Genomic DNA, 24,398 nt, shown 5'->3' on the forward strand with positions numbered 1-24,398 from the left:
ATGGCCGATGGCAAGAGGCCTGATCCGGTCAACTGCGGACGTGGCCCCGGCCGGCAGCGGCCAAGGAAAAGCCCCGCCTTGCGGCGGGGCCTGGGGGTGTCAGCCCGGGTCTGGCTCAGTTGGCTTTGGTGCCGAAATCGTACTTGGCCTGCACATACACCGCGCGTCCGTACGGGTTGTAGATGCTGCTGTTGTACGGCGAGGCGATATTGCCGGCGTAGCTGTGGGCCTGGCCGTCGGGCATCTTGTTGAAGACGTTGTTGACCATCAGCGACAGGGTCAGGTTGTCCAGCGCCCGGTAGTTCACACTGAGGTTGTAGGTGGTGTAGGAGCCCCACTTGCCGGCTTTGTAACCGGACGGGTGGACGTAGTCGAAGCTCTCGCCCAGGTAGGACATGTAGTTCGGCGTCTTGCCGATGTAGTTGAAGTACAGCGTGGTGGTCCAGCGGTCCTTGGCCCAGCCCACCGAACCATCGGTACGGACCTTGGCGTAGGCGTCGTAGTACCACATCGCATACGGGTCGCGCAGCAGATCCAGATAGTCGTCGCCCGGCTGCGGCTGCAGCTCGCGCTTGAGGATGTTGGTGTAGTTGCTGGCGAACTGCAGCGAGCCGAAGCGGCCGATGTCCTGCACGTACTTGAAGCTGGCCGTCAGGGCCTGCAGGTTCTGGCGCGCGACGTTGAGCTTGGGCGTGAAGATCTGCTCGATGTTGCCGGCCGCATCGCGGGTGATCCAGTCAGCGACGTTCTCGCAGCTGGCCGAGGTCGGGTTGCCCTGGCCATTGCGGCAGTAGTACTCCGCGCGCAGCAGCTGGTCCGAGCTCAGGGTGTCGACTTCGTTGTCGATCTTCCAGTTGTAGTAGTCCACCGAGACCGAGAGGTTGTTCATCGGTGCCCAGACCACGCCGGCGTTCCAGACATCGGCGGTGATCGGTTCCAGCTCCGTGTTGCCGGCCTGCACGCCGAACACCGACTCGTTGCCGTACGGGCAGGCGAGGGTATCGGCCGGGGCGTAGCCGAGCTGGCCGCAACGGTAGTAATCGACCGCGCCGTTGGCGTAGTAACCGCTCTCGCCCTGGAAGGCGTCGGGCAGGGTCGGCGCACGGAACGCGGTGCCGTACTTGCCACGGAACAGCAGGCTTTCGATCGGACGGAACTCCACGCCGACGCTGTAGGTGGCCTTGTCGACGGTGTTGTTGGCGATCTTGTAGGCGTCGTAGCGACCCGAGCCGGTCACGGTGAGCGAGTCGATCAGCGGCAGGCGCAGTTCGGAGGTCACCGCGTAGTTGCTGCGATGGCCATTACCGGCCACCGAGGTGGTGCCCCACACGCTGCCGTCCATCAAGCGCTCATCCGGACGGTAGTCCCAGCCTTCGCTGCCGGCTTCGGCGACCACGGCAAAGCCTGCATCGCCACCGGGCAGGGTGAACAGCGAGCCGTTGGTGAGCTGGAAGCGGCCCAGGTTCTGCCAGGTCTTGCTCTGGTTGTAGGTGTAGCCGGTGAAGGTCTGGAAATCGCCGGCTGGCAGCTGCGAATAGAACGCGCCCCAGTTCGGGCTGTAGATGTTGTAGCCGTCATCGGTGGTGCCCAGCACCGGGCCGAGCACGCGGTTCTCGAAGTAGCTGTCGATGTCATCGGCCCAGCGCACGAAGCCGCGCTCGGTCAGCTTGTATTCGCCGCGGCTGAAGCTGGCGCTGTAATCCCAGTTGCCGAACGTGCCACGCCCGCCCAGGGTGACCTGGTAGGCCTTGTTGCGGTCGGTGTTGAGGATGTCCTTGTAGCCGTTCGGCCCGATGTCCTCAGGCGCGAACGCGCGCTGCAGGTTCATGTACTGATCGGTGTCCTGGTCATAGAACGCGCCGAAGCTCAGGTCGCTGCCCCAGAACGTATACCCCGAACCCGGCGTGTACTTGACCTCTTCCAGGCTGTACAGCGCATCGGCGAACAGGGTGAAGTTGTCGTTCACATCGAACGTCATCGAGCTGTAGAACTGGCTGCTCTCCTTGTCGTTCTTCAGCGTGCGGTAGCCGGCGCCGTAGGCCGAGCCGCAGGACTCGCCGGCCGCGCGCGTGCCCAGCACGGTGGTGCCGCCGAACTGACCGGCGACGCTGGCGCAACGGGTCGGGTCCATCATCACGAACGCGTTGTTGTCGGCGGGCAGATAGACCAGGAAATCGTTGGCGGGCACCTGCGCGCTGTAGCCGATGCGGTTGTTGGTGCGGGTCAGGTCGCGCTGGTAGCCCCAGATCGGGTTGCTCTTTTCGTACTGCACGTTGACCAGTGCATTGAAGCGGTCATCGGCGCTGTTGAAGCCCCTGGCGCCGCTGACGCGGATGTTGTTGCCGCCGCCTTCGGTGGTGGCGCCGCCGCGGACATTGAGCACGCCGCCATCCATGCGCTCCTTGAGGATGATGTTGACCACGCCGGCGATGGCGTCAGAGCCGTACAGCGAGGACTGGCCGCCGGGCAGGATCTCGATGCGCTCGACGATGTCGATCGGAATGCCGCTGAGGTTGTTGAACGCGTCGCTGCCGTTGTACAGCGCCGGGTACTGCAGCATCGGCCGGCCGTTGATCAGGTATTTGGTGTAGCCCGGGTCCAGGCCGAACATGCCGGCCGCTTCGGCACCCTGGGTGAAGGAGGCGGCGGTCTGGCCGCCCTGCAGGCCGCCAGTGGTCAGCGAAGACTGCTGCAGCACCTCGGAGATGCTGGTGAAGCCGCGGGTCTGGATGTCCTCGGCGGTGACGGTCAGCACCGGTGTGTGGTTCTCGATCTCGGTCTGCGGGATCAAGGACCCGGTGACGGTGACGCGGTCGAGATTGGTGGCGGCGTTGTCCTGTGCGAAGACGGTGGCGCTGGTGAGCAGCAGGCCGGTGAGGACGGCGGCGGCAAGCGGATGACGCGAGATCGAATTACCTTGGCGAGACATGTGCAACCCCATGTAGTGGTGATGTCGTGGCTTTCCCTTCCGTGGGACCTCTTGATTGCGTGCAACAACGATCCGGTATCAGGCCTGCATGGCCGTCCTTGGGTGTTTCATTCTGCGTTCAGTCCGTACCGGCGTGCCGCGAACGTAACACGCGCTTAACGTGAAATACGCTGAATGGCCTCGGCCTGTCTGCGGCGAAGGCGAGGCGTTATTGAAATATCTTGAAAAACAATGGGCTGGATGAACATGAAACTTTATTCATATTGCGCTGCGGCCTGACTGCTGAACCGGGGCGTGATTAACAAGTGGGATGAAACCGGTAATCGCATTCCGAATGTGCGATGCCGCATGAAAAAAGCCCCGCCTTTCGGCGGGGCTTTCTGGTGTCAGCGCTGAGTGGCTATGGTGTTACTTCCCGCCAAATTCATACTTGGCCTGCACATACACGGCCCGGCCGTAGATGTTGTAGAAGTAATTGTTGTAAGGCGTACCGGAGGTGCCCGGGTAGTTGCTCGCTTGGTTGTCGGGCATCTTGTTGAACACATTGTTGACCATGACCGAGAAGGTCATGTTCTCCGCTGCCCGGTAGTTCACGCTCAGGTTGTAGGTGGTGTACGAACCCCACTTGCCAGCCTTGGCGCCCGAGGGGTGCACGTAGTCATAGCCGTTGCCGGCGTAAGCCAGGTAGTTCGGGGTCTTGCCGACATAGTTGAAGTACAGCGTGGTGGTCCACTTGTCCAAGGCCCAGGCCAGCGAGCCATCGGCGCGCACCTTGGCGTAGGAGTCGTAGATCCACATGTTGTACGGATCGCGCAGCAGGTCCAGGTATTCATCGCCCGGCTGCGGCTGCAGCTCGCGCTTGATCATGTTGGTGTAGTTGGTGGAGAACTGCAGTGCACCGAAACGACCCAGTTCCTGCACGTACTTGGCACTGGCGGTGATGGCCTGCAGGTTCTGGCTGGCCACGTTCATCTTCGGGGTGTAGATCTCGTCCAGAACGCCGGACGCATCACGGGTGATCCACTCGTTGACATTGTCGCAGCTGGCCGAGGTGTTGTTGACCAGGCCGTTGCGGCAGTAGTACTCGGCCAGCAGCAGCTGGTCCGAGCTCAGCGTGTCGACTTCGTTCTTGATCTTCCAGTTGTAGTAATCGACCGAGAAGGACAGGTTGCTCAACGGTGCCCAGACCACGCCGGCATTCCACACATCGGCGGTGATCGGTTCCAGGTCCGGGTTGCCGGCACGCTGGCCGAACACCGAGACGCTGTCATAGGCGCAGCCGGTGGTATCGGTCGGCGCATAGCCGAGCTGGCCGCAGCGGTAGTAGTCGGTGGAGCCGTTGGCGTAGTAGCCGCTCAGGCCCTGGAACGCATCGGACAGGCTGGGCGCGCGGAACGCGGTGCCGTACTTGCCGCGGAACAGCAGGCTCTCGATCGGACGGAACTCGACGCCGACACTGTAGGTTGCCTTGTCGACGGTGCTGTCACCGATCTTGAAGGCGTCATAGCGGCCCGAACCGGTGACGGTCAGCGAGTCGAGCAGCGGCAGGCGCAGCTCGGAGGTCAGCGAGTAGTTGCTGCGATGGCCTGCACCGGCGACCGCGGTCGTGCCCCATACGCTGCCGTCCATCAGGCGCTCGTCCGGGGTGTAATCCCAGCCTTCGCTGCCGGCTTCGGCAACGACGGCGAAACCGGCATCACCGCCGGGCAGCGAGAACAGCGTGCCGTTGGTGAGCTGGAAACGGCCCAGGTTCTGCCACGTGCGGCTCTGGCTCTCCGTGTAACCGGTGAAGGTGGCGAAGTCGCCGGCCGGGATCGGCGCATAGAATGCGTCCCAGTTCGGCGCGAACACTGCGTAGCCGCTGCGGGTGCCCAACTGCGGGCCCAGTACGTGCTCTTCGAAGTAGTTGTTGATCGGATCGGCCCAGCGCACGAAATTGCGCTCGGTCAGCTTGTACTCGCCGCGGGTGAAGCTGGCGCTGTAATCCCAGTTGCCCAGCGTGCCGCGGCCCCCCAGGGTCACCTGGTAAGCCTTGTTGCGGTCGGTGTTGAGGATGTCCTTGTAGCCGTTGGCGCTGATGTCTTCCGGGGCGAACGCGCGCTGCAGGTTCATCCACTGGCCGCTGGTCTGGTCCCAGAAGCGACCGTAACCGGAGGCCGTGCCCCACCAGGTGTAGTTGGAGCCGGTGGCGTACTTCACGTCCTCATAGCTGTACAGCACGTCGCCGAACAGCTGCAGGCTGTCACTGGCATCGAAGGTGAACGAGCTGTAGACCTGCGCGCTGTCCTTGCCGTTCTTGACGGTCTTGTAGCCCGGGCTGTAGATCGAGCCGCAGGACTGGCCGGCCGCACGCGTGCCGAGCACGGTGGTACCACCGAACTGGCCGGCGACGTTGGCGCACAGGTTCGGATCCATCATCAGGTAGGCGTTGCCGGCCGCCGGATTGACGACCAGGAAGTCATTGGTCGGCACCTGGGCGGTGTAGCCCTTGCCATTGGTCGTCTTGGTGACGTCGCGCTGGTAGCCCCAGATCGGATTGCTCGACTCGAACTGGGCATTGACCAGCACGTTGAGGCGATCGTCGGCGCTGTTGAAGCCGGTCGCGCCGCTGACGCGGAAGGTGCTGCCGCCGCCTTCGGTGTAGGTGCCGCCGCGCACGTTGAGTACGCTGCCGTCCATCCGCTCTTTCAGGATGATGTTGACCACGCCGGCAATCGCATCCGAGCCGTACAGGGAGGACTGGCCACCGGGCAGGATCTCGATGCGCTCGACGATGTCGATCGGGATGCCGCTGATGTTGTTGAACGTATCGCCGCCGTTGTACAGGGCGGGGTAGGACAGCATGGGCCGGCCGTTGATCAGGTACTTGGTGTAGCTCGGGCTCAGGCCGAACATGCCGGCCGCTTCAGCGCCCTGGGTGAACGAGGCGGAGGTCTGGCCGCCCTGCAGGCCGCCGGTGGTCAGCGAGGACTGCTGCAGCACATCGGCCACGCTGGTGAAGCCGCGGGTCTGGATGTCTTCGGCGGTGATGGTCACCACCGGGGTATGGGTTTCAATCTCGGTCTGCGGGATCAGCGAACCGGTGACGGTGACCTTGTCCAGGTTGGTGGTACCGGTGTCCTGGGCAAAGGCGGTGACGGCGCTGGTCAGCAGCATGCCGGTCAGTACGGCGGCGGTCAGCGGGTGGCGAGACAGAGTGGAGCTGTGGCGAGACATGGGCATCCCCGAGTGCGGTGTCGACGTGGGTAGGGCCTTCCATGGAAGCGATTACATCTGCGTGTGAAGCTTTCCGTGCTTCGTCATCGAACGTAACACGGGCTTAACGAGGCTTACACAGCTCAGTCACATAGCCATTGGCCATAAGGCTGGAGGTTCGATAAAAAGTGTTTGAAAATCAGTCGTGTATGAAAATGTAACAATTTGTAACAACGGAGTGGATGGCGCAATGCTGAATGGTAGCGGTTGAAAACGATTACTGTTTCCGAGGTCGTCGTTTCGGTTTCGCTTCCCCTTTCGCGCCGGTGGCGGCGCGGGTGACGTGGCAGCCCCACAAACGCGAAACGCCCCTTTCGGGGCGCTCCGGATGGCGAACCGGCAGGGCAGGGCCCTGCACGGTCGCCGGTGTGGCCTGCGGCGGTTACTTGCCGAAGTCGTACTTGGCCTGGACGTACACGGCACGGCCGTACGCGTTGTACAGGCCGGTGTTGTACGGCGCACCCGAGGTGCCCAGGTAGCTGTAAGCCTGGCCGTCGGGCATCTTGTTGAACACGTTGTTGACCATCACCGACAGCGTCAGGTCATCCTGGGCGCGATAGTTCACGCTCAGGTTGTACGTGGTGTACGAGCCCCACTTGCCTGCCGCCTTGCCCGACGCCGGGTGGACGTAGTCATAGCCGTTGATGCCGGCCAGGTAGTTCGGGGTCTTGCCGATGTAGTTCGCGTACAGCGTGGTGGTGAACTTGTCGACCGACCAGCCAACGGAGGCATCGCTGCGGACCTTGGCGAAGTTGTCGTAGTTCCACATCGCGATCGGGTTGCCCAGCAGATCCTGGAACTCCTCACCCGGCTGCGACTGCACTTCACGCTTGAGCATGTTGGTGTAGTTGGCCGAGAACTGCAGCGAGCCGAAGCGGCCGATGTCCTGCAGATACTTGAAGCCGACCGTCACGGCCTGCAGGTTCTGGCGAGCCACGTTCATCTTCGGGGTGTACAGGCTGCTCAGGTTGCCGGCGGCGTCGCGCACGACCCAGTCGGCCACATTCTGGCAGCTGGCCGAAGAGCCGTTGGGCAGGCCGTTGCGGCAGTAGTACTCGGCCAGCAGAAGCTGGTCGGTGCTGGCCGTATCGACTTCGTTCTCGATCTTCCAGTTGTAGTAGTCGGCCGAGATGGAGAGGTTCGCCATCGGTGCCCAGACCACGCCTGCATTCCAGACGTCGGCCGTGATCGGCTCCAGGTCCGGGTTGCCGGCGCGCTCGGAGTACACCGAGACGTTGTCGTGGTAACGGCAGTCGGCGGTGTTGCCCGGTGCATAGCCCAGGGTGCCGCAACGGTAGTAGTCGGTCGAGTTGGCCGCGTAGTACCCGCTCTTGCCCTGGAAGGCATCGGACAGGGTCGGTGCGCGGAAGGCAGTGCCGTACTTGCCGCGGAACAGCAGGCTGTCGATCGGGCGGTATTCCAGGCCCAGGCTGTAGGTAGCCTTGTCGACGGTGTTGTCGGCGATCTTGAACGCGTCATAGCGACCCGAAGCGGTCACCGTGACCTGCTCCAGCACCGGCATGCGCAGTTCGGAGGTCACCGCATAATTGCTGCGGTGGCCATTGCCGGCCACGGCCGAGGAGCCCCACACCTGGCCGTCCAGCAGGCGCTGGTCGGGGGAGTAGTCCCAGCCTTCGCTGCCACCTTCAACCACCACGGCGAAGCCGGCATCGCCGCCCGGCAGCGAGAACAGCGAGCCGTTGGTGATCTGCACGCGGCCCAGGTTCTGCCAGGTACGGCTGCGGTTGGTCGCGTAGCCGGTGAAGCTGGCGAAATCTTCTGGCGAGATCGGCGAGTAGAACGCGTCGTAGTTCGGGTTGTAGATGCCCCAGCCGTCGGCCGTGGTGCCCAGCTGCGGGCCCAGTACGTGTTCGGCGAAGTAGTTGTTGATCGGGTCCTTCCAACGCATGAACTTGTTTTCGGTGAGCTTGTACTCACCGCGGGTGAAGCTGGCGCTGTAGTCCCAGTTGCCGGCCATGCCCTTCGCGCCCAGGGTCACCTGGTAGGAGCGGCTCTCGTCACTGTTGAGGACGTCGTTGTAGCCCTGGCCACCGATGTCTTCCGGGGCGAACGCGCGCTGCAGGTTCACCACCTTGCCCGAGGACTGGTCGTAGAAGCCGCCCATGCCGCTCTTGGTGCCCCACCACAGGTAGCTCGAACCGGAGGTGTACTCGGTCTTTTCCTTGCTGTACAGCACGTCGGCGAACAGCTGCAGGTTGTCGTTGACGTCGAAGGTCATCGCCGAATAGAACTGGCCGCTGTCCTTGCCGTTCTTGAGCGTCTTGTAGCCGGCGCCGAAGTAGGTGCCGCACGACTGGCCGGTCGGGCGGGTGCCCAACACGGTGGTGCCACCGAACTGGCTGGCCACGTTGGCGCAGTTGTTCGGGTCCATCATGTACAGGCGGTTGGTATCGGCGTCGATGACGGCGAAATCGTTGCTCGGCAGCTGCGCGGTGTAGCCGTTGGCATTGGTGGTGCGGGTCAGGTCGCGCTGGTAGCCCCAGATCGGGTTGCTCGACTCGATCTGCACGTTGACCAGTGCGTTGAAGCGGTCATCGAACGCGCTGAAACCGTGCGCGCCGCTGAAGCGAACGCTGTTGCCGCCACCTTCGGTGTAGGTGCCGCCGCGCACGGAGATGCTGCCACCGTCCATGCGTTCCTTGAGGATGATGTTGACCACGCCGGCGATGGCGTCCGAACCGTACAGCGACGACTGGCCGCCCGGCAGGACTTCAATGCGCTCGACGATGTCGATCGGAATGCCGCTGATGTTGTTGAACGTATCGCCGCCGTTGTACAGCGCCGGATACGACATCATCGGACGGCCGTTGATCAGGTACTTGGTGTAACCCGGGTTCAGGCCGAACATGCCCGAGGCTTCCGCGCCCTGGGTGAAGGACGCCGAGGTCTGGCCGCCCTGGAGGCCGCCGGTGGTCAGCGAGGACTGCTGGAGGACTTCGGCCACGCTGGTGAAGCCGCGGGTCTGGATGTCCTGCGCGGTGATGGACATCACCGGCGTCTGGGTTTCGATATCGGTCTGCGGAATCAGCGAGCCGGTGACGGTGACTTTGTCCAGCGTCGTGGCTTTATCCTGTGCCATGGCCGGAGCGGCTGCGGTGGCGATCAGGGCGGAGAACAGTGCAGCGGCGAGCGTGTTGCGACGTGCGGTGGTGCTGTAATTCATTGATAGTCCATAGAACAAAACAGAAAGCACTGACGCCAATGATTCCCTCCCGGAACGCGCGGAAAACGCTCAACGTAGTGCGTTTCGACCGTAACATGAACTTAACGAAAATTGCATGGTTTCGTAGCAATCGGGATTTTCAGTCAGGTGCAGTCAAGGCTGTATAGTGTTGCGTCCAATTGTTGTGTTCCCGGAGTGCCCGCAGTGACTGCCAGCCAAGTGCGTCGTCCCCACGCCAGCCAAGTGCAGAAGGGGTTGTCGCCGCATCCGCGCGTGCGCAACGTGATCGCAGTGGGGTCGGGCAAGGGCGGGGTCGGCAAGTCCACCACCGCGGTCAACCTGGCCGTCGCACTTGCCGCGCTCGGCGCGCGCGTGGGCCTGCTGGATGCCGATATCTACGGCCCCAGCGTGCCCGCCATGCTCGGTCTGAGTGGCCGTCCGGAAAGCCCGGACAACAAGTCGATCGAGCCGATGCGCGCGTTCGGGGTGGAGACCATGTCGATCGGTTACCTGATCGAGGACGAGACGCCGATGATCTGGCGCGGGCCGATGGCCACCTCGGCGATGACGCAGTTCTTCAATGACACGCTGTGGGACGACCTGGATTACCTGCTGATCGATCTGCCGCCGGGCACCGGCGACATCCAGCTCACCCTGACCCAGAAGATTCCGCTGGCCGGCGCGGTGATCGTCACCACGCCGCAGGACATCGCCACGCTGGACGCGAAAAAGGCGCTGAAGATGTTCGAGAAGGTGGAGGTGCCGGTGCTGGGCATCGTCGAGAACATGGCCGTGCATACCTGCAGCAACTGCGGCCAGGTCGAGCATCTGTTCGGTGAGGGCGGTGGCGAGCGCATGGCCGCCCAGTACGGGGTGCCGCTGCTGGGGTCGCTGCCGCTGGAGATCGGCATCCGCGAGCAGGGCGATGCCGGTACGCCGATCACTGCTGCCGCGCCGGCGTCTTCTGCGGCCCAGGCCTACCTGCGCGCGGCCGAGCGGTTGATCGAGGAAGTGGCCAAGCGGCCGCGGGCAGCCATCCCGATCCTGTCCTCGTTGATCTGAGCGCGGGAACGCCCCCGTATTGTCCAGGCCCGGCCCCCGCCGGGCCTGTTCGTTTCCAGGCCTCAGTGGCCAGGCAGTGCCGCGACGGCTTCGACGCTGGTCGCGGCCGGGGCCGCTGTTTAGAATCGACACCCGGGCGCCCATTGGCGGTGCCGTTGTTCCTTCCGCACCCAGGACCCCCCCCATGAGCATCAAGAGTGACCGCTGGATCCGTCAGATGGCCGAGCAGCACGGCATGATCGAGCCGTTCGAAGCTGGCCAGGTCAAGCAGGCCAATGGCCAGCGCATCGTCAGCTACGGCACCTCCAGCTACGGCTACGACGTCCGTTGCTCGCGCGAGTTCAAGGTGTTCACCAACATCAACTCCACCATCGTCGACCCGAAGCACTTCGACCCGGGCAGCTTCGTGGACATCGTGGGTGATGAGTGCATCATCCCGCCCAACAGCTTCGCGCTGGCGCGCACCGTGGAGTACTTCCGCATCCCGCGCGACACGCTCGTGGTGTGCCTGGGCAAAAGCACCTACGCGCGCTGCGGCATCATCGTCAACGTGACCCCGCTGGAGCCGGAGTGGGAAGGGCATGTGACCCTGGAATTCAGCAACACCACGCCGCTGCCGGCGCGCATCTATGCCAACGAAGGCGTGGCCCAGATGCTGTTCTTCCAGGCCGACAAGGACGATATCTGCGAGACGTCCTACAAGGACCGCGGTGGCAAGTACCAGGGCCAGACCGGCGTCACGCTGCCGCGGACCTGATGATCACGCCGGTGGCGCGGCGCACCTGATCGATCCCCGGGCGTGCTGCCGCGTCCGCGCCTGGTAGAGCCGACCGTTGGTCGGCTGCTTCTGCGGTTACCGTTACCCATCAAGGGGCGACCACAAAAAAAGCGCGGAGTACTCCGCGCTTTTTTTGTGGCTTGGTCCGACGTGCGGCGTGGTGACCCAAAAGCAGCGGGCCAAAAAGCAGCGGACCAACGGTCCGCTCTACTTGCGGCCGAACAGCAGGCCGATGCCCACCGCCACCAGCACGACCGGCCACCAGGTGAGGATCAGCTTTCCCATGTTCATGTTGGTCCAGCCCAGATTGCTGGCCAGCAGGAACAGGCCGACAAGGATCAGGACGATGGCGGCGACAAGGTTGGAACGCATCAGGGGCAGGGTCCGCTAGGGCTGGGGCGAATATCCTAGCCGTTCCTTCCAGAGTGCGACACGCTCGGCCAGCACCTCCGGGTCAAAACGGTGTGCCTGCCCCTGGCCCCAGACCGGGCCCGGCCATGCCGGATCGCCGACATGGCGCCCGATCACATGGAAATGCAGCTGGCGCACGATGTTGCCCAGCGAGCCGATGTTGATCTTCTCGACCCCATCGGTGCCCTTGAGCGCCTTGCACGCCCGGTTCAACTCGGTCCGCAGCTTGTCCTGCTGCTCGCCATCCAGGTCGATCCATTCGGTCACGCCACTCAGGCGTGGGACCAGGATCAGCCAGGGATACCTTTCATCGTTCATCAATCGCACTTGCGATAACGGCCCTTCTGCTACCAGTACGCTGTCGGTGGCCAGGCGTGAATCCAGTTCGAACTCGCTCATCCAAGATGCTCCGCAAAGAAGTCCAGGGTGCGTTCCAGCGCCAGGTGGGCGCTGTCTGGATCATACGCATGTCCGACGCTGCGGTTGAAGGCATGATCGGCCGGGTAGACGAACGTGGCCATCTGCGGCAGCTTCTCGCGGTGGGCCTTGATCGCTTCAGGCGGGATGCTCTTGTCCTGGGCGCCGAAGTGGAACATGACCGGCGCCTTGGGCGCTTCGTCCAGGTACTTCACATTGCGGGCGCCGTAATAGCTGACTGAGGGCAGGCCCAGGCGCAGCGCGGAGAGCAGGGCGATGCTGCCGCCCCAGCAGTAGCCCACCGTGCCGACCTTGCCAGCCGGTGCCAGCCGCGACGCGGCGGCCCGGACGATCTCCAGCGCTTTTTCCACCCCGAGTTCGTCCACCATCTGCAGGCCGGCGGCCACGCCTTCACTGTCGTAAGGCAGTTCCGGCGGTTCGGTCCCGTCCGGGGCCGACTCGGCCAGGTCGAAGAACGAGGGGGCCAGCACCGCATAGCCCTTGGCGGCATAGTCGTCGGCCACCGCGCGGATGTGCGGGTTGGCGCCGAAAATCTCCTGGATCACCACCAGGCCCCCGCGCGGTTTGCCTGCCGGCGTTGCCTGCCAGGCGCGGACCGGTCCGTAATGCGTATCGAGCGTGATCCACTCACCCATGGTGTGAGACTCCGTTGGTTCAGGCATTCATTATCGGCCCCGCGCGGGTTAGCGTGATGTCAGCGGGCATGCGGTATCTGGCGGGATCGACCCGATCCGGTTCAGGGGCGCGGGCTGAACGCCGGTATACTTGCCGCCGTTTCCGGCCCCAGGTCCCCACGCCATTCCGGCATGGGCCCAGGCCCCCAGAGTCCTTGCGATCCATGTCCCAGCTGAACCCCAAAGTCGGCTTCGTCAGCCTTGGCTGCCCGAAGGCCCTTGTCGATTCCGAGCGCATCCTGACCCAGCTGCGGTCCGAGGGCTACGACATCGTTCCCTCTTATGACTCGGCCGACGTGGTGGTGGTCAACACCTGCGGCTTCATCGATTCGGCCGTGACCGAGTCGCTGGATGCGATCGGCGAGGCGATGAACGCCAACGGCAAGGTGATCGTCACCGGTTGCCTGGGCAAACGCCCGGAGCAGATCCGCGAGGCCTACCCGAACGTGTTGGCGGTGTCCGGTCCGCAGGACTACATGAGCGTGATGGAGGCCGTGCACGCCGCGCTGCCGCCCAAGCACGATCCCTTCGTGGATCTGGTGCCCGATTACGGCATCAAGCTGACCCCGCGCCATTACGCGTACCTGAAGATTTCCGAAGGCTGCAACCACAAGTGCAGCTTCTGCATCATCCCCTCGATGCGCGGCAAGCTGGTCTCGCGCCCGGTGGATGAGGTGCTGCGCGAAGCCGAGCGGCTGGTGCGTGGTGGCGTCAAGGAACTGCTGGTGGTGTCCCAGGACACCTCGGCCTATGGCGTGGACGTGAAGTACGCCGAGCGCATGTGGCGTGACAAGGCCTACCAGACCCGCCTGAAGGCGCTGTGCGAAGGCCTCTCCGAGCTGGATGCGTGGACCCGCATGCATTACGTCTACCCGTACCCGCACGTGGACGAGATCGTGCCGCTGATGGCCGAGAACCGGATCCTGCCGTACCTGGATATCCCGTTCCAGCATGCCAGCCCGCGCATCCTCAAGCTGATGAAGCGCCCGGGCGCGGTCGACAAGACGCTCGAGCGCGTGCAGCGCTGGCGCCAGCTGTGCCCGGACATCACGGTGCGCTCGACCTTCATCGTCGGCTTCCCCGGCGAGACCGATGCCGAGTTCGAGGAGCTGCTGAGCTTCCTGGACGAGGCGCAGCTGGACCGCGTCGGTGCGTTCGCTTACTCGCCGGTCACCGGCGCGACCGCCAACGATCTGCCCGGTGCGGTGCCCGAAGAAGTGAAGCAGGAGCGCCTGGCCCGCTTCATGGAGCGCCAGGCGGAGATTTCCGCCGCGCGCCTGGAAGCCAAGATCGGCACCGTGCAGCAGTGCCTGGTCGATGCCATCGAAGACGGCATCGCGGTGGCCCGTTCCAAGGCCGATGCACCGGAGATCGACGGTCTGGTGCATATCCAGAACGCGGAAGAAGCCAAGCTGCGCGTGGGTCAGTTCGTCGATGTGGAGATCACCGAGAGCGACGACCACGATCTGTTCGGTGACGCGATCCTCGCCGCCGAAGCGCGCAAGCCGTTCGATCTGCACGTGCTGTGATCGTATCGGCGTCGGCTGCCGATACTGGCGGTCGACGCCGCTTCATCGCACCACCGCGCAACGCGGTGGATGCGGCCTGCTTCGCACAGCCGATCTATGCCGGGCTGCGCGAGTTCCAGGATCTGATGGGCGCATCCGACTGGCCCACCATCGCAGCACTCGATGCGCGCCTCGCGTTGCCAGACAAGCATCTGGCCGAGCAGGACGAGGCGTTGCTGGCCGACGGCCTGCACTATGAAACGCGCATCGCCGGGCGCGGCCGGATCGCCACGCGTGCGGACAACTGGCATGACCTGTTCAACGCCCTGATCTGGGCGCGTTACCCTGCCATCAAGCGCGCGCTCAACCAGCAGCAATGCCGGCACATCGCGGCGATGGCGCCGGGGCAACGCAACCGTGCGCAGGCTGCACTGACCCAGTTCGACGAAACAGGCGTGATCGTGCGGGTGCGCGACCCTGCGCTGCTGGGCGCATGGGACCGGCACGACTGGCCGGCGCTGTTCGTGGACGGAGCAGGGCACTGGCGCAACGGTGATATCGCCGTCGCGGCGGTGATCGGGCATGCGCTGCTGGAGCAGGCCCTGCTGCCGGACCGCCTGCTGGTCGGCAAGTGCGTGGTGGTACCGAGTGATGACGATGCCAGTGCGGTCGCGGCGGTGGCGCAGGCCATCGCGGACGGTGAGCGGCTTGGTGATCCGTTGGAGCTGCGTCCGTTGCCGTTGGCGGGGATTCCCGGGTGGCACGCGCGGCAGGCGGCGGCCTTCTATGCGCAGGCCGACTACTTCCGCCCGTTGCGCCCGGGGCGCGTGTATCCCACAGCGCTGGGGTGATTCGGCGGCTGCAGTGATGATGTGCGCGCATTTCACGTAGGGCGTGGCACTACTCCCGGTGGTTTCCAACATCCCCGGTAGATCCACGCCACGCGTCGATGCACTTGCCGTCAGCCGGGATACGCCACCGACAGGATCGCAAACCCATGGCGGCCACTGGGCAGTTCCACTTCGAACTCATCGTCCACGCGCTTCTTCAGCAATGCGCGGGCCAAGGGCGAATCGATGCTGATCCAGCCGGCACCGGCGTCGGTCTCGTCCGGACCAACGATGCGGTACACGTGGATATCGCCCGAGTCGACGTTCTCCAGCTCGACCGTCGCGCCGAAGAACACGGCGTTCGGATCGGTCGGCGCCGTATCGACGATGCGCAGCGCCTCCAGTCGCTTGGTCAGGTAACGCACGCGCCGGTCGATCTCACCTAGCTGCTTCTTGCGGTAGGTGTATTCGGCATTCTCGGAGCGGTCGCCTTCCGCGGCGGCGGCGGCCAGCGCCTTCACCACCTCCGGGCGCTTGTGCCGCCACAGTTCATCCAGTTCGGTCTTCAGCCGCTGGTGGCCCTGTGCGGTGATCAGGGCCGTGCTTTTTTCCGCGGGGGGACGCCAACGCGACATCAGGTCTGCTTGTGCTCGTCAAAAGGTGCCGCGCCATGCGGCGCGACACGGAGTATCAGCGCTTTCCGCCGAAAATACCGCCCAGCAGGCCGCGCACGATCTGGTTGCCCAGCTTGGTGCCGACGGTGCGCGTGGTCTGCTTGGCCATGGTTTCGATCATGCCCTGGCGGCGCTTGGTGCCGAAGATCGCATCCTTGATCGACTGGCCGAAGCCGCCTTCCTGCGCCTCATCCTGCTGGCGGGTGCGGGCCTTGGGCGCATCGGCCTGCTCGACCGCCTGCTGCGCGCGCTGCGCCAGCCGTTCCGCCGCCGATTCGCGATTGATCGCGGTGTCGTAGCGGGTGCCGACCGGGCTGCCGGCGCGCACCTGCGCACGTTCGGCCTCGCTGATCGCACCCATCCGGCAGCGCGGCGGTGCGATCTGGGTCTGCTGCACGGGGGAGGGGATGCCCTTGTCCTGCAGTGTGGAGACCAGCGCCTCGCCGGTACCCAGCTTGGCCAGCGTGGCAGCCACGTCCAGTTTCGGATTGGGCACGAAGGTTTCGGCGGCGACCTTCACCGCCTTCTGGTCGCGCGGGGTGAACGCACGCAGCGCGTGCTGCACGCGGTTGCCGAGCTGGCCAAGAATGTTGGCCGGCACGTCATCGGGGAACTGCGAGCAGAAATACACGCCCACGCCCTTGGAACGGATCAGCCGGACCACCTGCTCGATGCGCTGCGCCAACGCGGGCGGTGCGTCATCGAAGAGCAGATGCGCTTCATCGAAGATGAAGACCAGCTTGGGCTTCTCCAGATCGCCCACTTCCGGCAGTGTTTCGAACAGCTCCGAGAGCAGCCACAGCAGGAAGGTCGAGTACAGCCGCGGTTTCAGTACCAGCTGGTCGGCGGCGAGGATGCCGATCACGCCGCGGCCGTCGTGGTTGACGCGCATGATGTCGGCCAGCTCCAGCGCAGGCTCGCCGAAGAAGGCCTCGCCGCCGTCCTGCGACAGGCGCAGCAGCGAACGCTGGATGGCCGCCACCGTCTGCGCGCTGACCAGCCCGTATTCGGTGGAGATGTCCTTGCGCTCTTCGGCGACCAGGCCGAGCAGGGCGCGCAGGTCATCCAGGTCGAGCAGCAGCAGGCCGCGGTCGTCGGCGAGCTTGAACACGATGTCCAGCACGCCGGCCTGGGTGTCGTTGAGCTCCAGGATGCGGGCCAGCAGGGTCGGGCCCATCTCGCTCACCGTGGTGCGCACCGGGTGGCCGAGCTTGCCGTACAGGTCCCAGAAAATGGTGGGGCTGGCGGCGGGCGCGTAGTCGGCCACGCCCAGGTCCTTCGCGCGCTGCAGCAGCGCATCCGTCCCGGCACCGGCTACGGCGAGGCCGGACACGTCACCCTTCACATCAGCCAGGAACACCGGCACGCCGATCCGCGAGAAGCCTTCGGCCAGCGTCATCAGGGTGACGGTCTTGCCGGTACCGGTCGCGCCGGCCACCAGGCCGTGCCGGTTGCCCAGCCGCGGCAACAGGGTGACGGGGATATCGTCGGTGATGCCTTTGCCGAGCAGAATCGGATCCATGGTCAACTCGCAGTGTGAATAGGCGGGATTCTAAACGTCGGCACTGACCGGCCGGCAGACGGGTTGCCCCGATGCAAGCGGCACGGCTACTCTGCCCCATCGTTCGCACACAGTGCCAAAAATGCCCGTTCCTGTCTTGCTTGTCCGTGGTTGGCCGTTGCTGGCGGTCGCCGCGATGCTGTCGTTCGTCCCCGAGGCCCATGCCCAGCGCGTCTCCGCCCGCGACAAGGCCAAGGTGGAGGCGCTCGATCAGCGCATGACAGCCGCCGAGAAGCGCTACAACGCGGCGCTGGTGCTGGTGAACAATGCCGACCCGAAAGGCACCAACGAGGCCGATGCCGCGCTGGAGGACATGGAGGATGTGATCAGCGCCTGCGTGGCCCAGAAGGGCTGCCAGGTCAGCAACCTGCTGCCGACCTACAAGCGCCTGCTCAAGAGCAACGCCGACAGCCAGCAGGACAGGGAGGACGGCACCGTCATCGCCGACGGCACCCTGCTGGAGGCCGACCCGGACCATGTCGGCCCGCTGGCTGCCGACGTGCCCGAAGCTGCCCGCGCCGCAGCGCTGCTCAATGACAAGCGCCACGCCTTCGACACCATGGTCGAGTACAACCCGGCCGTGCAGGCGGGCATCCGCCGCTGGCTGACCGACATGCGCCCGGCGCTGCTCACCAGCTACGAGAACTACCAGAACCTGCGGGCGGTGATGTGGCCGGAGTGGGAAAAGCGTGGCCTGCCCGAAGCGTTGCTGTTCGGCATCATGGCCAAGGAATCCAACGGGCGGGTGCATGCGTCCTCGCGTGCGGGCGCGGCGGGGTTGATGCAGTTCATGCCGGCCACCGGCCGTCGTTTCGGCCTGGGCCCGGATGGCACCGGCTTCGACACCCGCTTCGATGCGCGCAGCGCGGCCGAGGCCAGCGCCACCTACCTCAACGAGCGCATGCGCGAGCTCAACAACAGCGTCGAGCTGTCGCTGGCCGGTTACAACGGCGGTGAGGGCCGTGCCATCCGGGTGTTCCGCCAGTATCCGGGCCAGAGCTTCTGGACCGACAGCGTCTACAACCAGTTCCCGGGCGAGACCAAGGACTACGTGCCGATGGTGATCGCCGCGGCCTGGATCTATCTGCACCCGCAGCAGTACGGCGTGGAGTTCCCGAAGATCAACGCACAGCCGGCCACCATCCGCCTGGCCAAGTCGACCACGATCTATGAACTGACCATCTGCCTGGGCAGCACCGGCACCCGCGACGGCTACATGCGCGCGCTGCGCAACCTCAACCCGCGCTATGAGGCCGACGGCTGGATTCCGGCCGGCACCACCATCAACGCGACCACCCGCATCGCCGGGCTGTACAACCGCTTCTGTGTCAGCGGCCCGCGTGCCGATCTGGCCCGCACCCTGATCACCGCCGACCTCAATGCGGCGATCGTTCGCCCCACGGCGGTGAGCTACACCGGCAACGTGGCGGTCGGCAGCGTGGTGCCGGTCGCCCAGGCCCAGGCGATGCCAGCGGTGACCCCGGCCGCCCCGGTGGCGGTCCCGGCCGCCAAGCCCAAGGCCAAGCCGGCGCGCAGCTACAAGGTCGGCAAGGGCGAGACCCTGGGCAAGATCGCCGCCAGGTTCCAGTGCGACGTGCCCACGTTGGCGCGGGCCAACGGCCTCAAGGCCCCGGCCTATTCGCTCAGGCAGGGCCAGAGCATCAAACTGCAGGGCTGCGACAAGTAAGCCATAACCGGGTAGGCTCGCCGGCATCACGCCTGCGGCCGCCCGGCCCAGCACATCCATCGCAGCGTCGGCCACGTGCCGGCGCTCACCGCAACACGCATACAGGACAGCAAGATGGATATCACCGCAATCAACGAGATGTTCGCCAACATCCGTGAAAACACCGATTGGGACCTCAACGGCCCGATGCTGTGGGGCTACTTCTTCGTCAACACCACCCCGGAGCCGCTGCACGGCCTGGGCGAGAAGCTGGTCGAACTGGGGTACACCCTGGTGGAAGTGTTCGAACCGGATCTGGAAGAGGGCGAAGCCCCGTACCACGTGCTGCACGTGGAGCGCGCCGAGGTGCACACCGAAGCCTCGCTGGATGCCCGCAACCACGAGCTGCAGGCCCTGGCCGAAGCGAACGGCGTGGAAGACTACGACGGCATGGACGTCGGCCCGGTCGAGGTCTGATCGAGCGGAACATCGCACACAAAAAAACGCCCCGGTTTCCCAGGGCGTTTTTTTATGGGCGTGAGCCCGGGTAGTGCCGGCCATGTGCCGGCCCTACCGTCACTTCAGGGTGGCCAGCGCCTGCCCCAACTGCACCGCATGCTCGGCGTCCAGATGCGGCGCGAACTCGGCCACGCCTGGCGGCAGCAGCACGATCACGGTCGAGCCGTAATTGAAGCGCGCCATCTCCGCAAAGCGCTCCAGGGTGATGCCCTTGCCGCGGTAATCCTTGCGGGTGATGGTATCGCCGTAGGCCGGGATCTCCTCGCCGCCCCACACCGTCTCCACGCCGGAGACCAGCAATGCGCCGACCATCACCGAGACCATCGGGCCGAAATCGGTATCGAAGTGGCAGACCAGGCGCTCGTTGCGGGCGAACAGCCCGGGCACCTTGTTCACCGCCGCCGGCCCGACACTGAACAACCGACCCGGCACATGCACCGTCTCGCGCAGCGTGCCGGTCCACGGCATGTGCACGCGGTGGTAATCCTTCGGCGAGAGATACACCGTGGCGAACAGGCCGTGGTGGAAGACTTCCGCATCCTTGGCATCGCCCAGCAGTTCGGCGGCGGTGAAGGACTGCCCCTTGGCCTGGAAGATGCGCCCGTCCTCGATCGTGCCCAGCTGGCTGATCCGGCCGTCGGCCGGCATGACCAGCGTGCGCGGATCGGCATCGGCCACGCGCGCGCCCGGCTTCAACGCACGGGTGAAGAACTGATTGAAGGTGCGGTAGCTGCGCGGGTCCGGGTTGGCGGCTTCGGCCAGGTTCACGCCGAACTTGGCGGTCACGGTATCGATCAGCCAGCGCGAGATCCGCGGGTTGCTCGAGTACGCCAGTCTGCGCGCCATGGACGACAGCAGGCGGTGGGGCAGGGCGTAGCTCAGCGTGGTCATCAAACTCATGGGGCGGATTTCTCGGTCAGCAGTTGCAGGTCGCGGGCGATGGCCTGCGCTTGGAAAGGAGGGCGGATCAGGCCGGCCAGGCGGCCTTCCGGGTCCAGCACGGCCAGGCTGGCCGAGTGCTCGAGGGTGTAGTCCTCGGGGTTTTCATCGAAATGCTTGCCGGGCACCTTCTGGAACACGAAGCCCAGCGAGGTGGCGAAGCGCTCCAGCGAGGGCACATCCGCCGTGGCCGCCAGCGTGTCCTTGTGGAAGGCGTGGACGTACTCGCCCAGCCGCGCCGGGGTGTCGCGCTCGGGATCGACCGAAATGAAGACCAGCCGCGGGCGCAGTGTTTCAGGCAGGGCTTCCCACTGCTTCTGGGCCTGGGCCAGATCGGCCAGCGTGGTCGGGCAGACGTCCGGGCAGAAGGTGAAGCCGAGGAACACCAGGGTCCAATGGCCCTTCAGCTCGCCGGGGATCAGGCGGGTGCCGTCGGACTGGCCGAGGTTGAAATCGGGCAGCGGGCGCGGCTGCGGGTAGAACGTGATCGATTCCGTGGCCGGTCGTTCACCGCCCGGCTTGGGCGCGAAGACCTTCTGGGCCACGACCAGGCCCAGCCCGGCGGCCAGGGCGATCAGCAGGATGATGCCGACATTGCGATTGAACATAAGGGCCCCGTCCCGGAAGTGGCCACCATGATAGAGGGATGCGGGCGATGGCGTCCCATGCGGCAGCCGCACCCGTTTCGACTGCAACGGATGCCCCGGCCCGCCCCAGCGCCTATAATCGAGGGCCACTTTGTCTGTTGCCCCGCCATGACTGCCGAAACGGCCGCCGAACTCCACACGATCATCGACCTGATCCGCTACGGCACCAGCCGTTTCAACGCCGCCGGGCTGACCTTCGGGCACAGCTACGACAACGCCCTGGACGAAGCCACCCAGCTGGTCCTGCACAGCCTGCACCTGCCGCATGACCTTGGCCCGGCCTATGGCCAGGCGCGCCTGCTGCAGGACGAAAAGGTCCGCGTGCTGGAGCTGTTCCAGCGCCGTATCGACGAGCGCATCCCGGCCGCCTACCTGACCGGTGAGGCCTGGTTCGCCGGCCTGAGCTTCAAGAGCGACGCGCGCGCCCTGGTGCCGCGCTCGCCGATCGCCGAACTGATCGAGTGCGGCTTCGAGCCGTGGCTGGCCGGCCGCGATGTCCATCGCGCCCTCGACCTGTGCACCGGCTCGGGCTGCATCGCCATCGCCATGGGCCACTACTACCCGAACTGGGAAGTGGACGGTGTGGACCTCAGCGACGAGGCCCTGTCGCTGGCCGAAGAGAACAAGGAACGGCTGCAGACGCCGAACGTCACCCTGCTCAAGTCCGACCTGTTCAACGGCCTGACCGGCCGTCATTACGACCTGATCGTCACCAATCCCCCGTACGTCACCAACGACGAGACCGATGCCCTGCCGCAGGAATACTCCTACGAGCCGGAAATGGGCCTGCGTGCCGGCGACGATGGCCTGGACCTGGTGCTGAAGATCCTGCGCGATGCCCCGCTGCACCTGAGCGAGGATGGCCTGCTGATCTGTGAAGTGGGCGAGTCCGAGCAGCACCTGTACAAGCTGCTGCCGGAAGTGGATTTCCGCTGGGTCGAGTTCAAGGTCGGCCAGATGGGCATCTTCGCCGTCGAGTGCCGCGAACTGATCGCGCACAGTGCCCGCATCACCGAACTGGCAGCGCAGCGGCCGTGAGTTCCAACAGCTTCGGCAAACTGCTGACCGTCACCACCTTCGGCGAATCGCACGGTCCGGCGATCGGCTGCGTGGTGGACGGCTGTCCGCCGGGGCTGGAGATCAGCGCCGACGAATTCGCCCACGACCTGCAGCGGCGGGCCACCGGCAAGAGCCGGCACACCTCCGCGCGGCGCGAAGCCGATGAGATCGAGATCCTGTCCGGGGTGTACGAAGGCCGTACCACCGGCACCCCGATCGGCCTGCTGATCCGCAATACCGACCAGCGCAGCAAGGATTACACCAACATCGCCCAGCAGTTCCGTCCGGGCCATGCCGACTACAGCTACTGGCAGAAGTACGGCATCCGCGATCCGCGCGGTGGCGGTCGTTCGTCCGCGCGCGAAACCACCATGCGCGTCGCTGCCGGCGTCATCGCCAAGAAGTGGCTGCTGCAGCGCCATGGCGTCACGGTGCGTGGCTATCTCTCGCAGCTGGGCGAGATCACCCCGACCGGCTTCGACTGGTCGGCGGTGGAAGACAATCCGTTCTTCTGGCCGGTCGCCGATCAGGTGCCGGCGCTGGAAAGCTACATGGATGCGCTGCGCAAGTCCGGTGATTCGGTCGGCGCGCGCGTCAACGTGGTGGCTGACGGCGTGCCGCCGGGCTGGGGCGAGCCGATCTACGGCAAGCTCGATGGCGATCTGGCGGCCGCGCTGATGAGCATCAATGCAGTCAAGGGCGTGGAGATCGGCGACGGCTTTGCCAGCGCCGCGCAGAAGGGCACCGAGCACCGTGACCTGCTCACCCCGCAGGGCTTTGCCAGCAACCATGCCGGCGGCATCCTCGGTGGCATTTCCACCGGCCAGCAGGTCACCGCCTCGATCGTGCTCAAGCCGACCTCCAGCCTGCGCCTGCCCGGTGCCACGGTGGACGCCAGCGGTGCCTCGGTCGAGGTGATCACCACCGGTCGCCACGACCCCTGCGTCGGCATCCGCGCCACGCCGATCGCCGAGGCGATGATGGCACTGGTGCTGATGGACCAGGCGCTGCGGCATCGCGCCCAGTGCGGCGATGTCGGCGAGATCACCCCGCGCATCCCGGGCACGATCGATGGCTGACCCGCGCCCCAAGGTCTGGGTCAGCCAGCCCCTGTTCGACGATGTCGTCGAGCAGCTCGGGCAGCATTTCGACCTGACCATGACCGGCGACGTCACCCGCTATACGCCGCAGGGGCTGGCCGAGCAGTTGGCTGGCGTCGATGGCGCGCTGATCACCCTCAACGAACGCATCGGCGCGGCCGAGATCGCCAACGCGCCGCGACTGCGCGCGATCGCCAACGTCGGTGTGGGCTACAACAACCTGGATATCGACGCGCTCAGCGCCGCCGGCATCCTGGCCAGCAACACCCCGGACGTGCTGACCGAGACCACGGCCGACCTCGGGTTCGCGCTGCTGATGGCCACCGCGCGCCGCATCACCGAATCCGAGCGCTGGTTGCGCGATGGCCAATGGGGCCAGTGGTCGTTCCAGACCATGCTCGGTGCGGATATCCACGGCAGCACGCTGGGCATCCTCGGCATGGGCCGCATCGGCCAGGGCATCGCCCGCCGCGGCGCGCACGGCTTCGGCATGCGCGTGCTGTACCACAACCGCTCGCGGCTGCCCGAGGCCACCGAGGCCGAGGTCGGTGCGCAGTACGTGGACCTGGACACCCTGCTGGCGCAGGTGGATCACCTTGTCCTGGTGCTGCCGTACAACGCCTCCTCGCATCACATCATCGATGCCGCCGCGCTGGCGAAGATGAAGCCGACCGCCACCCTGGTCAACATCGCCCGTGGCGGCATCGTGGATGAGCTGGCGCTCGCCGATGCCCTGGCCAAGGGTCGCCTGGCCGCGGCCGGGCTGGATGTGTTCGAAGGCGAGCCGACGGTGCGCCCGGAGCTGCTCGCCCTGCACAACATCGTGCTGACCCCGCATATCGGCAGTGCCAGCCAGGCCACGCGCCGGGCGATGGTGCAGCTGGCCGTGGACAACCTGACCGCCGCACTGGGGCAGGGGCCGAACGCGGGCAACCCGCCGAGCGCGATCAACGCCGACGCTGTCGCTGCCGTGAAAACCGGCGGCGCGACCGTGGGCGGCAAAAAAATCGACGACGCAAAACGATAGGGAACCGCGCTGGCCAACAGGCGAGGTTCCCGAACCGGAAGGTGCCGACCGTCGGTCGGTACACATCCCCAAGGCACGGCAGGTACCGATCGTTGGTCGGCACGCACATTCAACATTCCGGCAGGTACCGACCGTTG

Annotated in this window: 19 protein-coding genes; 9 read left to right on the forward strand and 10 right to left on the reverse strand. The window is 65.3% G+C overall.

Going from position 1 to position 24,398, the window contains the following annotated elements:
• Window positions 1-115: 115 nt before the first annotated feature.
• The 3 genes from POS15_RS02770 to POS15_RS02780 all read right to left on the reverse strand — a co-directional run bounded on the left by POS15_RS02770 (window position 116) and on the right by POS15_RS02780 (window position 9,368).
• Window positions 116-2,929, reverse strand: coding sequence for a TonB-dependent receptor (locus tag POS15_RS02770; protein WP_284128923.1), 2,814 nt, complete (start codon window positions 2,927-2,929; stop codon window positions 116-118).
• A gap of 408 nt (window positions 2,930-3,337) precedes the next feature.
• Complete coding sequence (locus tag POS15_RS02775; RefSeq protein ID WP_026069695.1) at window positions 3,338-6,145, reverse strand: TonB-dependent receptor; 2,808 nt, start codon at window positions 6,143-6,145, stop codon at window positions 3,338-3,340.
• Window positions 6,146-6,566: 421 nt separating this feature from the next.
• Window positions 6,567-9,368 carry a TonB-dependent receptor gene (locus POS15_RS02780; RefSeq protein WP_046273250.1) on the reverse strand — a complete coding sequence of 934 codons (2,802 nt, stop codon included), beginning with the start codon at window positions 9,366-9,368 and terminating at the stop codon, window positions 6,567-6,569.
• 219 nt (window positions 9,369-9,587) lie between these two features.
• Here POS15_RS02780 and apbC point away from each other — a divergent pair, with 219 nt between their 5' ends.
• The gene (apbC, locus tag POS15_RS02785; protein ID WP_087947494.1) at window positions 9,588-10,430 is read left to right on the forward strand and encodes an iron-sulfur cluster carrier protein ApbC; all 843 of its coding nucleotides are present in this window, start codon (window positions 9,588-9,590) and stop codon (window positions 10,428-10,430) included.
• Between the two features lie 184 nt (window positions 10,431-10,614).
• Entirely contained in the window at window positions 10,615-11,187 is a 573-nt protein-coding gene (dcd, locus tag POS15_RS02790) for a dCTP deaminase (protein ID WP_019182646.1), read from the forward strand.
• A 228-nt stretch (window positions 11,188-11,415) separates the two neighbouring features.
• Here the strand turns inward: dcd and POS15_RS02795 are convergent, their stop codons facing one another.
• From POS15_RS02795 to POS15_RS02805, 3 genes are read right to left on the reverse strand one after another with little or no spacing between them, the layout of a single operon-like run.
• A complete protein-coding gene (locus POS15_RS02795; protein WP_167390309.1) occupies window positions 11,416-11,580 on the reverse strand; it encodes a DUF5668 domain-containing protein in 165 nt (54 codons plus the stop codon).
• Window positions 11,581-11,595: 15 nt separating this feature from the next.
• Window positions 11,596-12,018: an HIT family protein gene (locus POS15_RS02800; protein ID WP_019182648.1), complete on the reverse strand. Its 423-nt coding sequence runs from the start codon at window positions 12,016-12,018 to the stop codon at window positions 11,596-11,598.
• The gene (locus POS15_RS02805; RefSeq protein ID WP_284128924.1) at window positions 12,015-12,692 is read right to left on the reverse strand and encodes a dienelactone hydrolase family protein; all 678 of its coding nucleotides are present in this window, start codon (window positions 12,690-12,692) and stop codon (window positions 12,015-12,017) included. The genes POS15_RS02800 and POS15_RS02805 overlap by 4 nt, the downstream gene beginning before the upstream one ends.
• A gap of 203 nt (window positions 12,693-12,895) precedes the next feature.
• Between POS15_RS02805 and rimO the strand changes: the two genes are divergently transcribed.
• Together rimO and POS15_RS02815 are read left to right on the forward strand one after the other, a co-directional pair.
• On the forward strand, window positions 12,896-14,260 hold the full coding sequence (gene rimO / locus POS15_RS02810; protein WP_261997113.1) for a 30S ribosomal protein S12 methylthiotransferase RimO: 1,365 nt from the start codon (window positions 12,896-12,898) through the stop codon (window positions 14,258-14,260).
• On the forward strand, window positions 14,260-15,090 hold the full coding sequence (locus tag POS15_RS02815; RefSeq protein WP_284129617.1) for a DUF3025 domain-containing protein: 831 nt from the start codon (window positions 14,260-14,262) through the stop codon (window positions 15,088-15,090). Before rimO ends, POS15_RS02815 begins: the two co-directional genes overlap by 1 nt.
• Window positions 15,091-15,200: 110 nt before the next feature.
• Here the strand turns inward: POS15_RS02815 and greB are convergent, their stop codons facing one another.
• Complete coding sequence (gene greB, locus POS15_RS02820) at window positions 15,201-15,704, reverse strand: transcription elongation factor GreB (RefSeq protein WP_019182651.1); 504 nt, start codon at window positions 15,702-15,704, stop codon at window positions 15,201-15,203.
• Between the two features lie 55 nt (window positions 15,705-15,759).
• The gene (locus POS15_RS02825) at window positions 15,760-17,265 is read right to left on the reverse strand and encodes a helicase HerA-like domain-containing protein (RefSeq protein WP_019182652.1); all 1,506 of its coding nucleotides are present in this window, start codon (window positions 17,263-17,265) and stop codon (window positions 15,760-15,762) included.
• Between the two features lie 121 nt (window positions 17,266-17,386).
• On the opposite strand from POS15_RS02825, the gene POS15_RS02830 reads away from it, so the two are divergent.
• Entirely contained in the window at window positions 17,387-18,991 is a 1,605-nt protein-coding gene (locus POS15_RS02830; protein WP_284128925.1) for a transglycosylase SLT domain-containing protein, read from the forward strand.
• Between the two features lie 114 nt (window positions 18,992-19,105).
• The gene (locus POS15_RS02835) at window positions 19,106-19,447 is read left to right on the forward strand and encodes a ribonuclease E inhibitor RraB (protein ID WP_046273247.1); all 342 of its coding nucleotides are present in this window, start codon (window positions 19,106-19,108) and stop codon (window positions 19,445-19,447) included.
• 99 nt (window positions 19,448-19,546) lie between these two features.
• Here the strand turns inward: POS15_RS02835 and asd are convergent, their stop codons facing one another.
• On the reverse strand, window positions 19,547-20,389 hold the full coding sequence (asd, locus tag POS15_RS02840; RefSeq protein ID WP_046273246.1) for an archaetidylserine decarboxylase: 843 nt from the start codon (window positions 20,387-20,389) through the stop codon (window positions 19,547-19,549).
• On the reverse strand, window positions 20,386-21,036 hold the full coding sequence (locus tag POS15_RS02845; RefSeq protein WP_019182656.1) for an SCO family protein: 651 nt from the start codon (window positions 21,034-21,036) through the stop codon (window positions 20,386-20,388). Before POS15_RS02845 ends, asd begins: the two co-directional genes overlap by 4 nt.
• 147 nt (window positions 21,037-21,183) lie before the next feature.
• Between POS15_RS02845 and prmB the strand changes: the two genes are divergently transcribed.
• Genes prmB through POS15_RS02860 form a run of 3 tightly spaced genes read left to right on the forward strand, consistent with a single transcriptional unit; the run spans window position 21,184 to window position 24,261 of the window.
• Complete coding sequence (gene prmB / locus POS15_RS02850; RefSeq protein WP_019182657.1) at window positions 21,184-22,113, forward strand: 50S ribosomal protein L3 N(5)-glutamine methyltransferase; 930 nt, start codon at window positions 21,184-21,186, stop codon at window positions 22,111-22,113.
• Window positions 22,110-23,213, forward strand: a complete 1,104-nt coding sequence (aroC, locus tag POS15_RS02855) for a chorismate synthase (protein WP_070425600.1) — start codon at window positions 22,110-22,112, stop codon at window positions 23,211-23,213. The genes prmB and aroC overlap by 4 nt, the downstream gene beginning before the upstream one ends.
• On the forward strand, window positions 23,206-24,261 hold the full coding sequence (locus tag POS15_RS02860) for a D-glycerate dehydrogenase (protein ID WP_284128926.1): 1,056 nt from the start codon (window positions 23,206-23,208) through the stop codon (window positions 24,259-24,261). The genes aroC and POS15_RS02860 overlap by 8 nt, the downstream gene beginning before the upstream one ends.
• Window positions 24,262-24,398: the final 137 nt, after the last annotated feature.

The sequence above is a fragment of the Stenotrophomonas sp. BIO128-Bstrain genome (genome assembly GCF_030128875.1).
GTDB lineage: Bacteria > Pseudomonadota > Gammaproteobacteria > Xanthomonadales > Xanthomonadaceae > Stenotrophomonas > Stenotrophomonas bentonitica_A.

Excerpts from the sequence above, each read along its gene's own strand:
- asd (WP_046273246.1), bottom strand. The coding sequence starts at position 20,389 with ATGAGTTTGATGACCACGCTGAGCTACGCCCTGCCCCACCGCCTGCTG.
- rimO (WP_261997113.1), top strand. The coding sequence starts at position 12,896 with ATGTCCCAGCTGAACCCCAAAGTCGGCTTCGTCAGCCTTGGCTGCCCG.
- POS15_RS02795 (WP_167390309.1), bottom strand. The coding sequence starts at position 11,580 with ATGCGTTCCAACCTTGTCGCCGCCATCGTCCTGATCCTTGTCGGCCTG.
- POS15_RS02775 (WP_026069695.1), bottom strand. The coding sequence starts at position 6,145 with ATGTCTCGCCACAGCTCCACTCTGTCTCGCCACCCGCTGACCGCCGCC.
- POS15_RS02825 (WP_019182652.1), bottom strand. The coding sequence starts at position 17,265 with ATGGATCCGATTCTGCTCGGCAAAGGCATCACCGACGATATCCCCGTC.
- POS15_RS02800 (WP_019182648.1), bottom strand. The coding sequence starts at position 12,018 with ATGAGCGAGTTCGAACTGGATTCACGCCTGGCCACCGACAGCGTACTG.
- POS15_RS02780 (WP_046273250.1), bottom strand. The coding sequence starts at position 9,368 with ATGAATTACAGCACCACCGCACGTCGCAACACGCTCGCCGCTGCACTG.
- greB (WP_019182651.1), bottom strand. The coding sequence starts at position 15,704 with ATGTCGCGTTGGCGTCCCCCCGCGGAAAAAAGCACGGCCCTGATCACC.
- POS15_RS02860 (WP_284128926.1), top strand. The coding sequence starts at position 23,206 with ATGGCTGACCCGCGCCCCAAGGTCTGGGTCAGCCAGCCCCTGTTCGAC.
- POS15_RS02835 (WP_046273247.1), top strand. The coding sequence starts at position 19,106 with ATGGATATCACCGCAATCAACGAGATGTTCGCCAACATCCGTGAAAAC.
- POS15_RS02830 (WP_284128925.1), top strand. The coding sequence starts at position 17,387 with ATGCCCGTTCCTGTCTTGCTTGTCCGTGGTTGGCCGTTGCTGGCGGTC.
- dcd (WP_019182646.1), top strand. The coding sequence starts at position 10,615 with ATGAGCATCAAGAGTGACCGCTGGATCCGTCAGATGGCCGAGCAGCAC.
- prmB (WP_019182657.1), top strand. The coding sequence starts at position 21,184 with ATGACTGCCGAAACGGCCGCCGAACTCCACACGATCATCGACCTGATC.
- POS15_RS02770 (WP_284128923.1), bottom strand. The coding sequence starts at position 2,929 with ATGTCTCGCCAAGGTAATTCGATCTCGCGTCATCCGCTTGCCGCCGCC.
- POS15_RS02805 (WP_284128924.1), bottom strand. The coding sequence starts at position 12,692 with ATGGGTGAGTGGATCACGCTCGATACGCATTACGGACCGGTCCGCGCC.
- POS15_RS02845 (WP_019182656.1), bottom strand. The coding sequence starts at position 21,036 with ATGTTCAATCGCAATGTCGGCATCATCCTGCTGATCGCCCTGGCCGCC.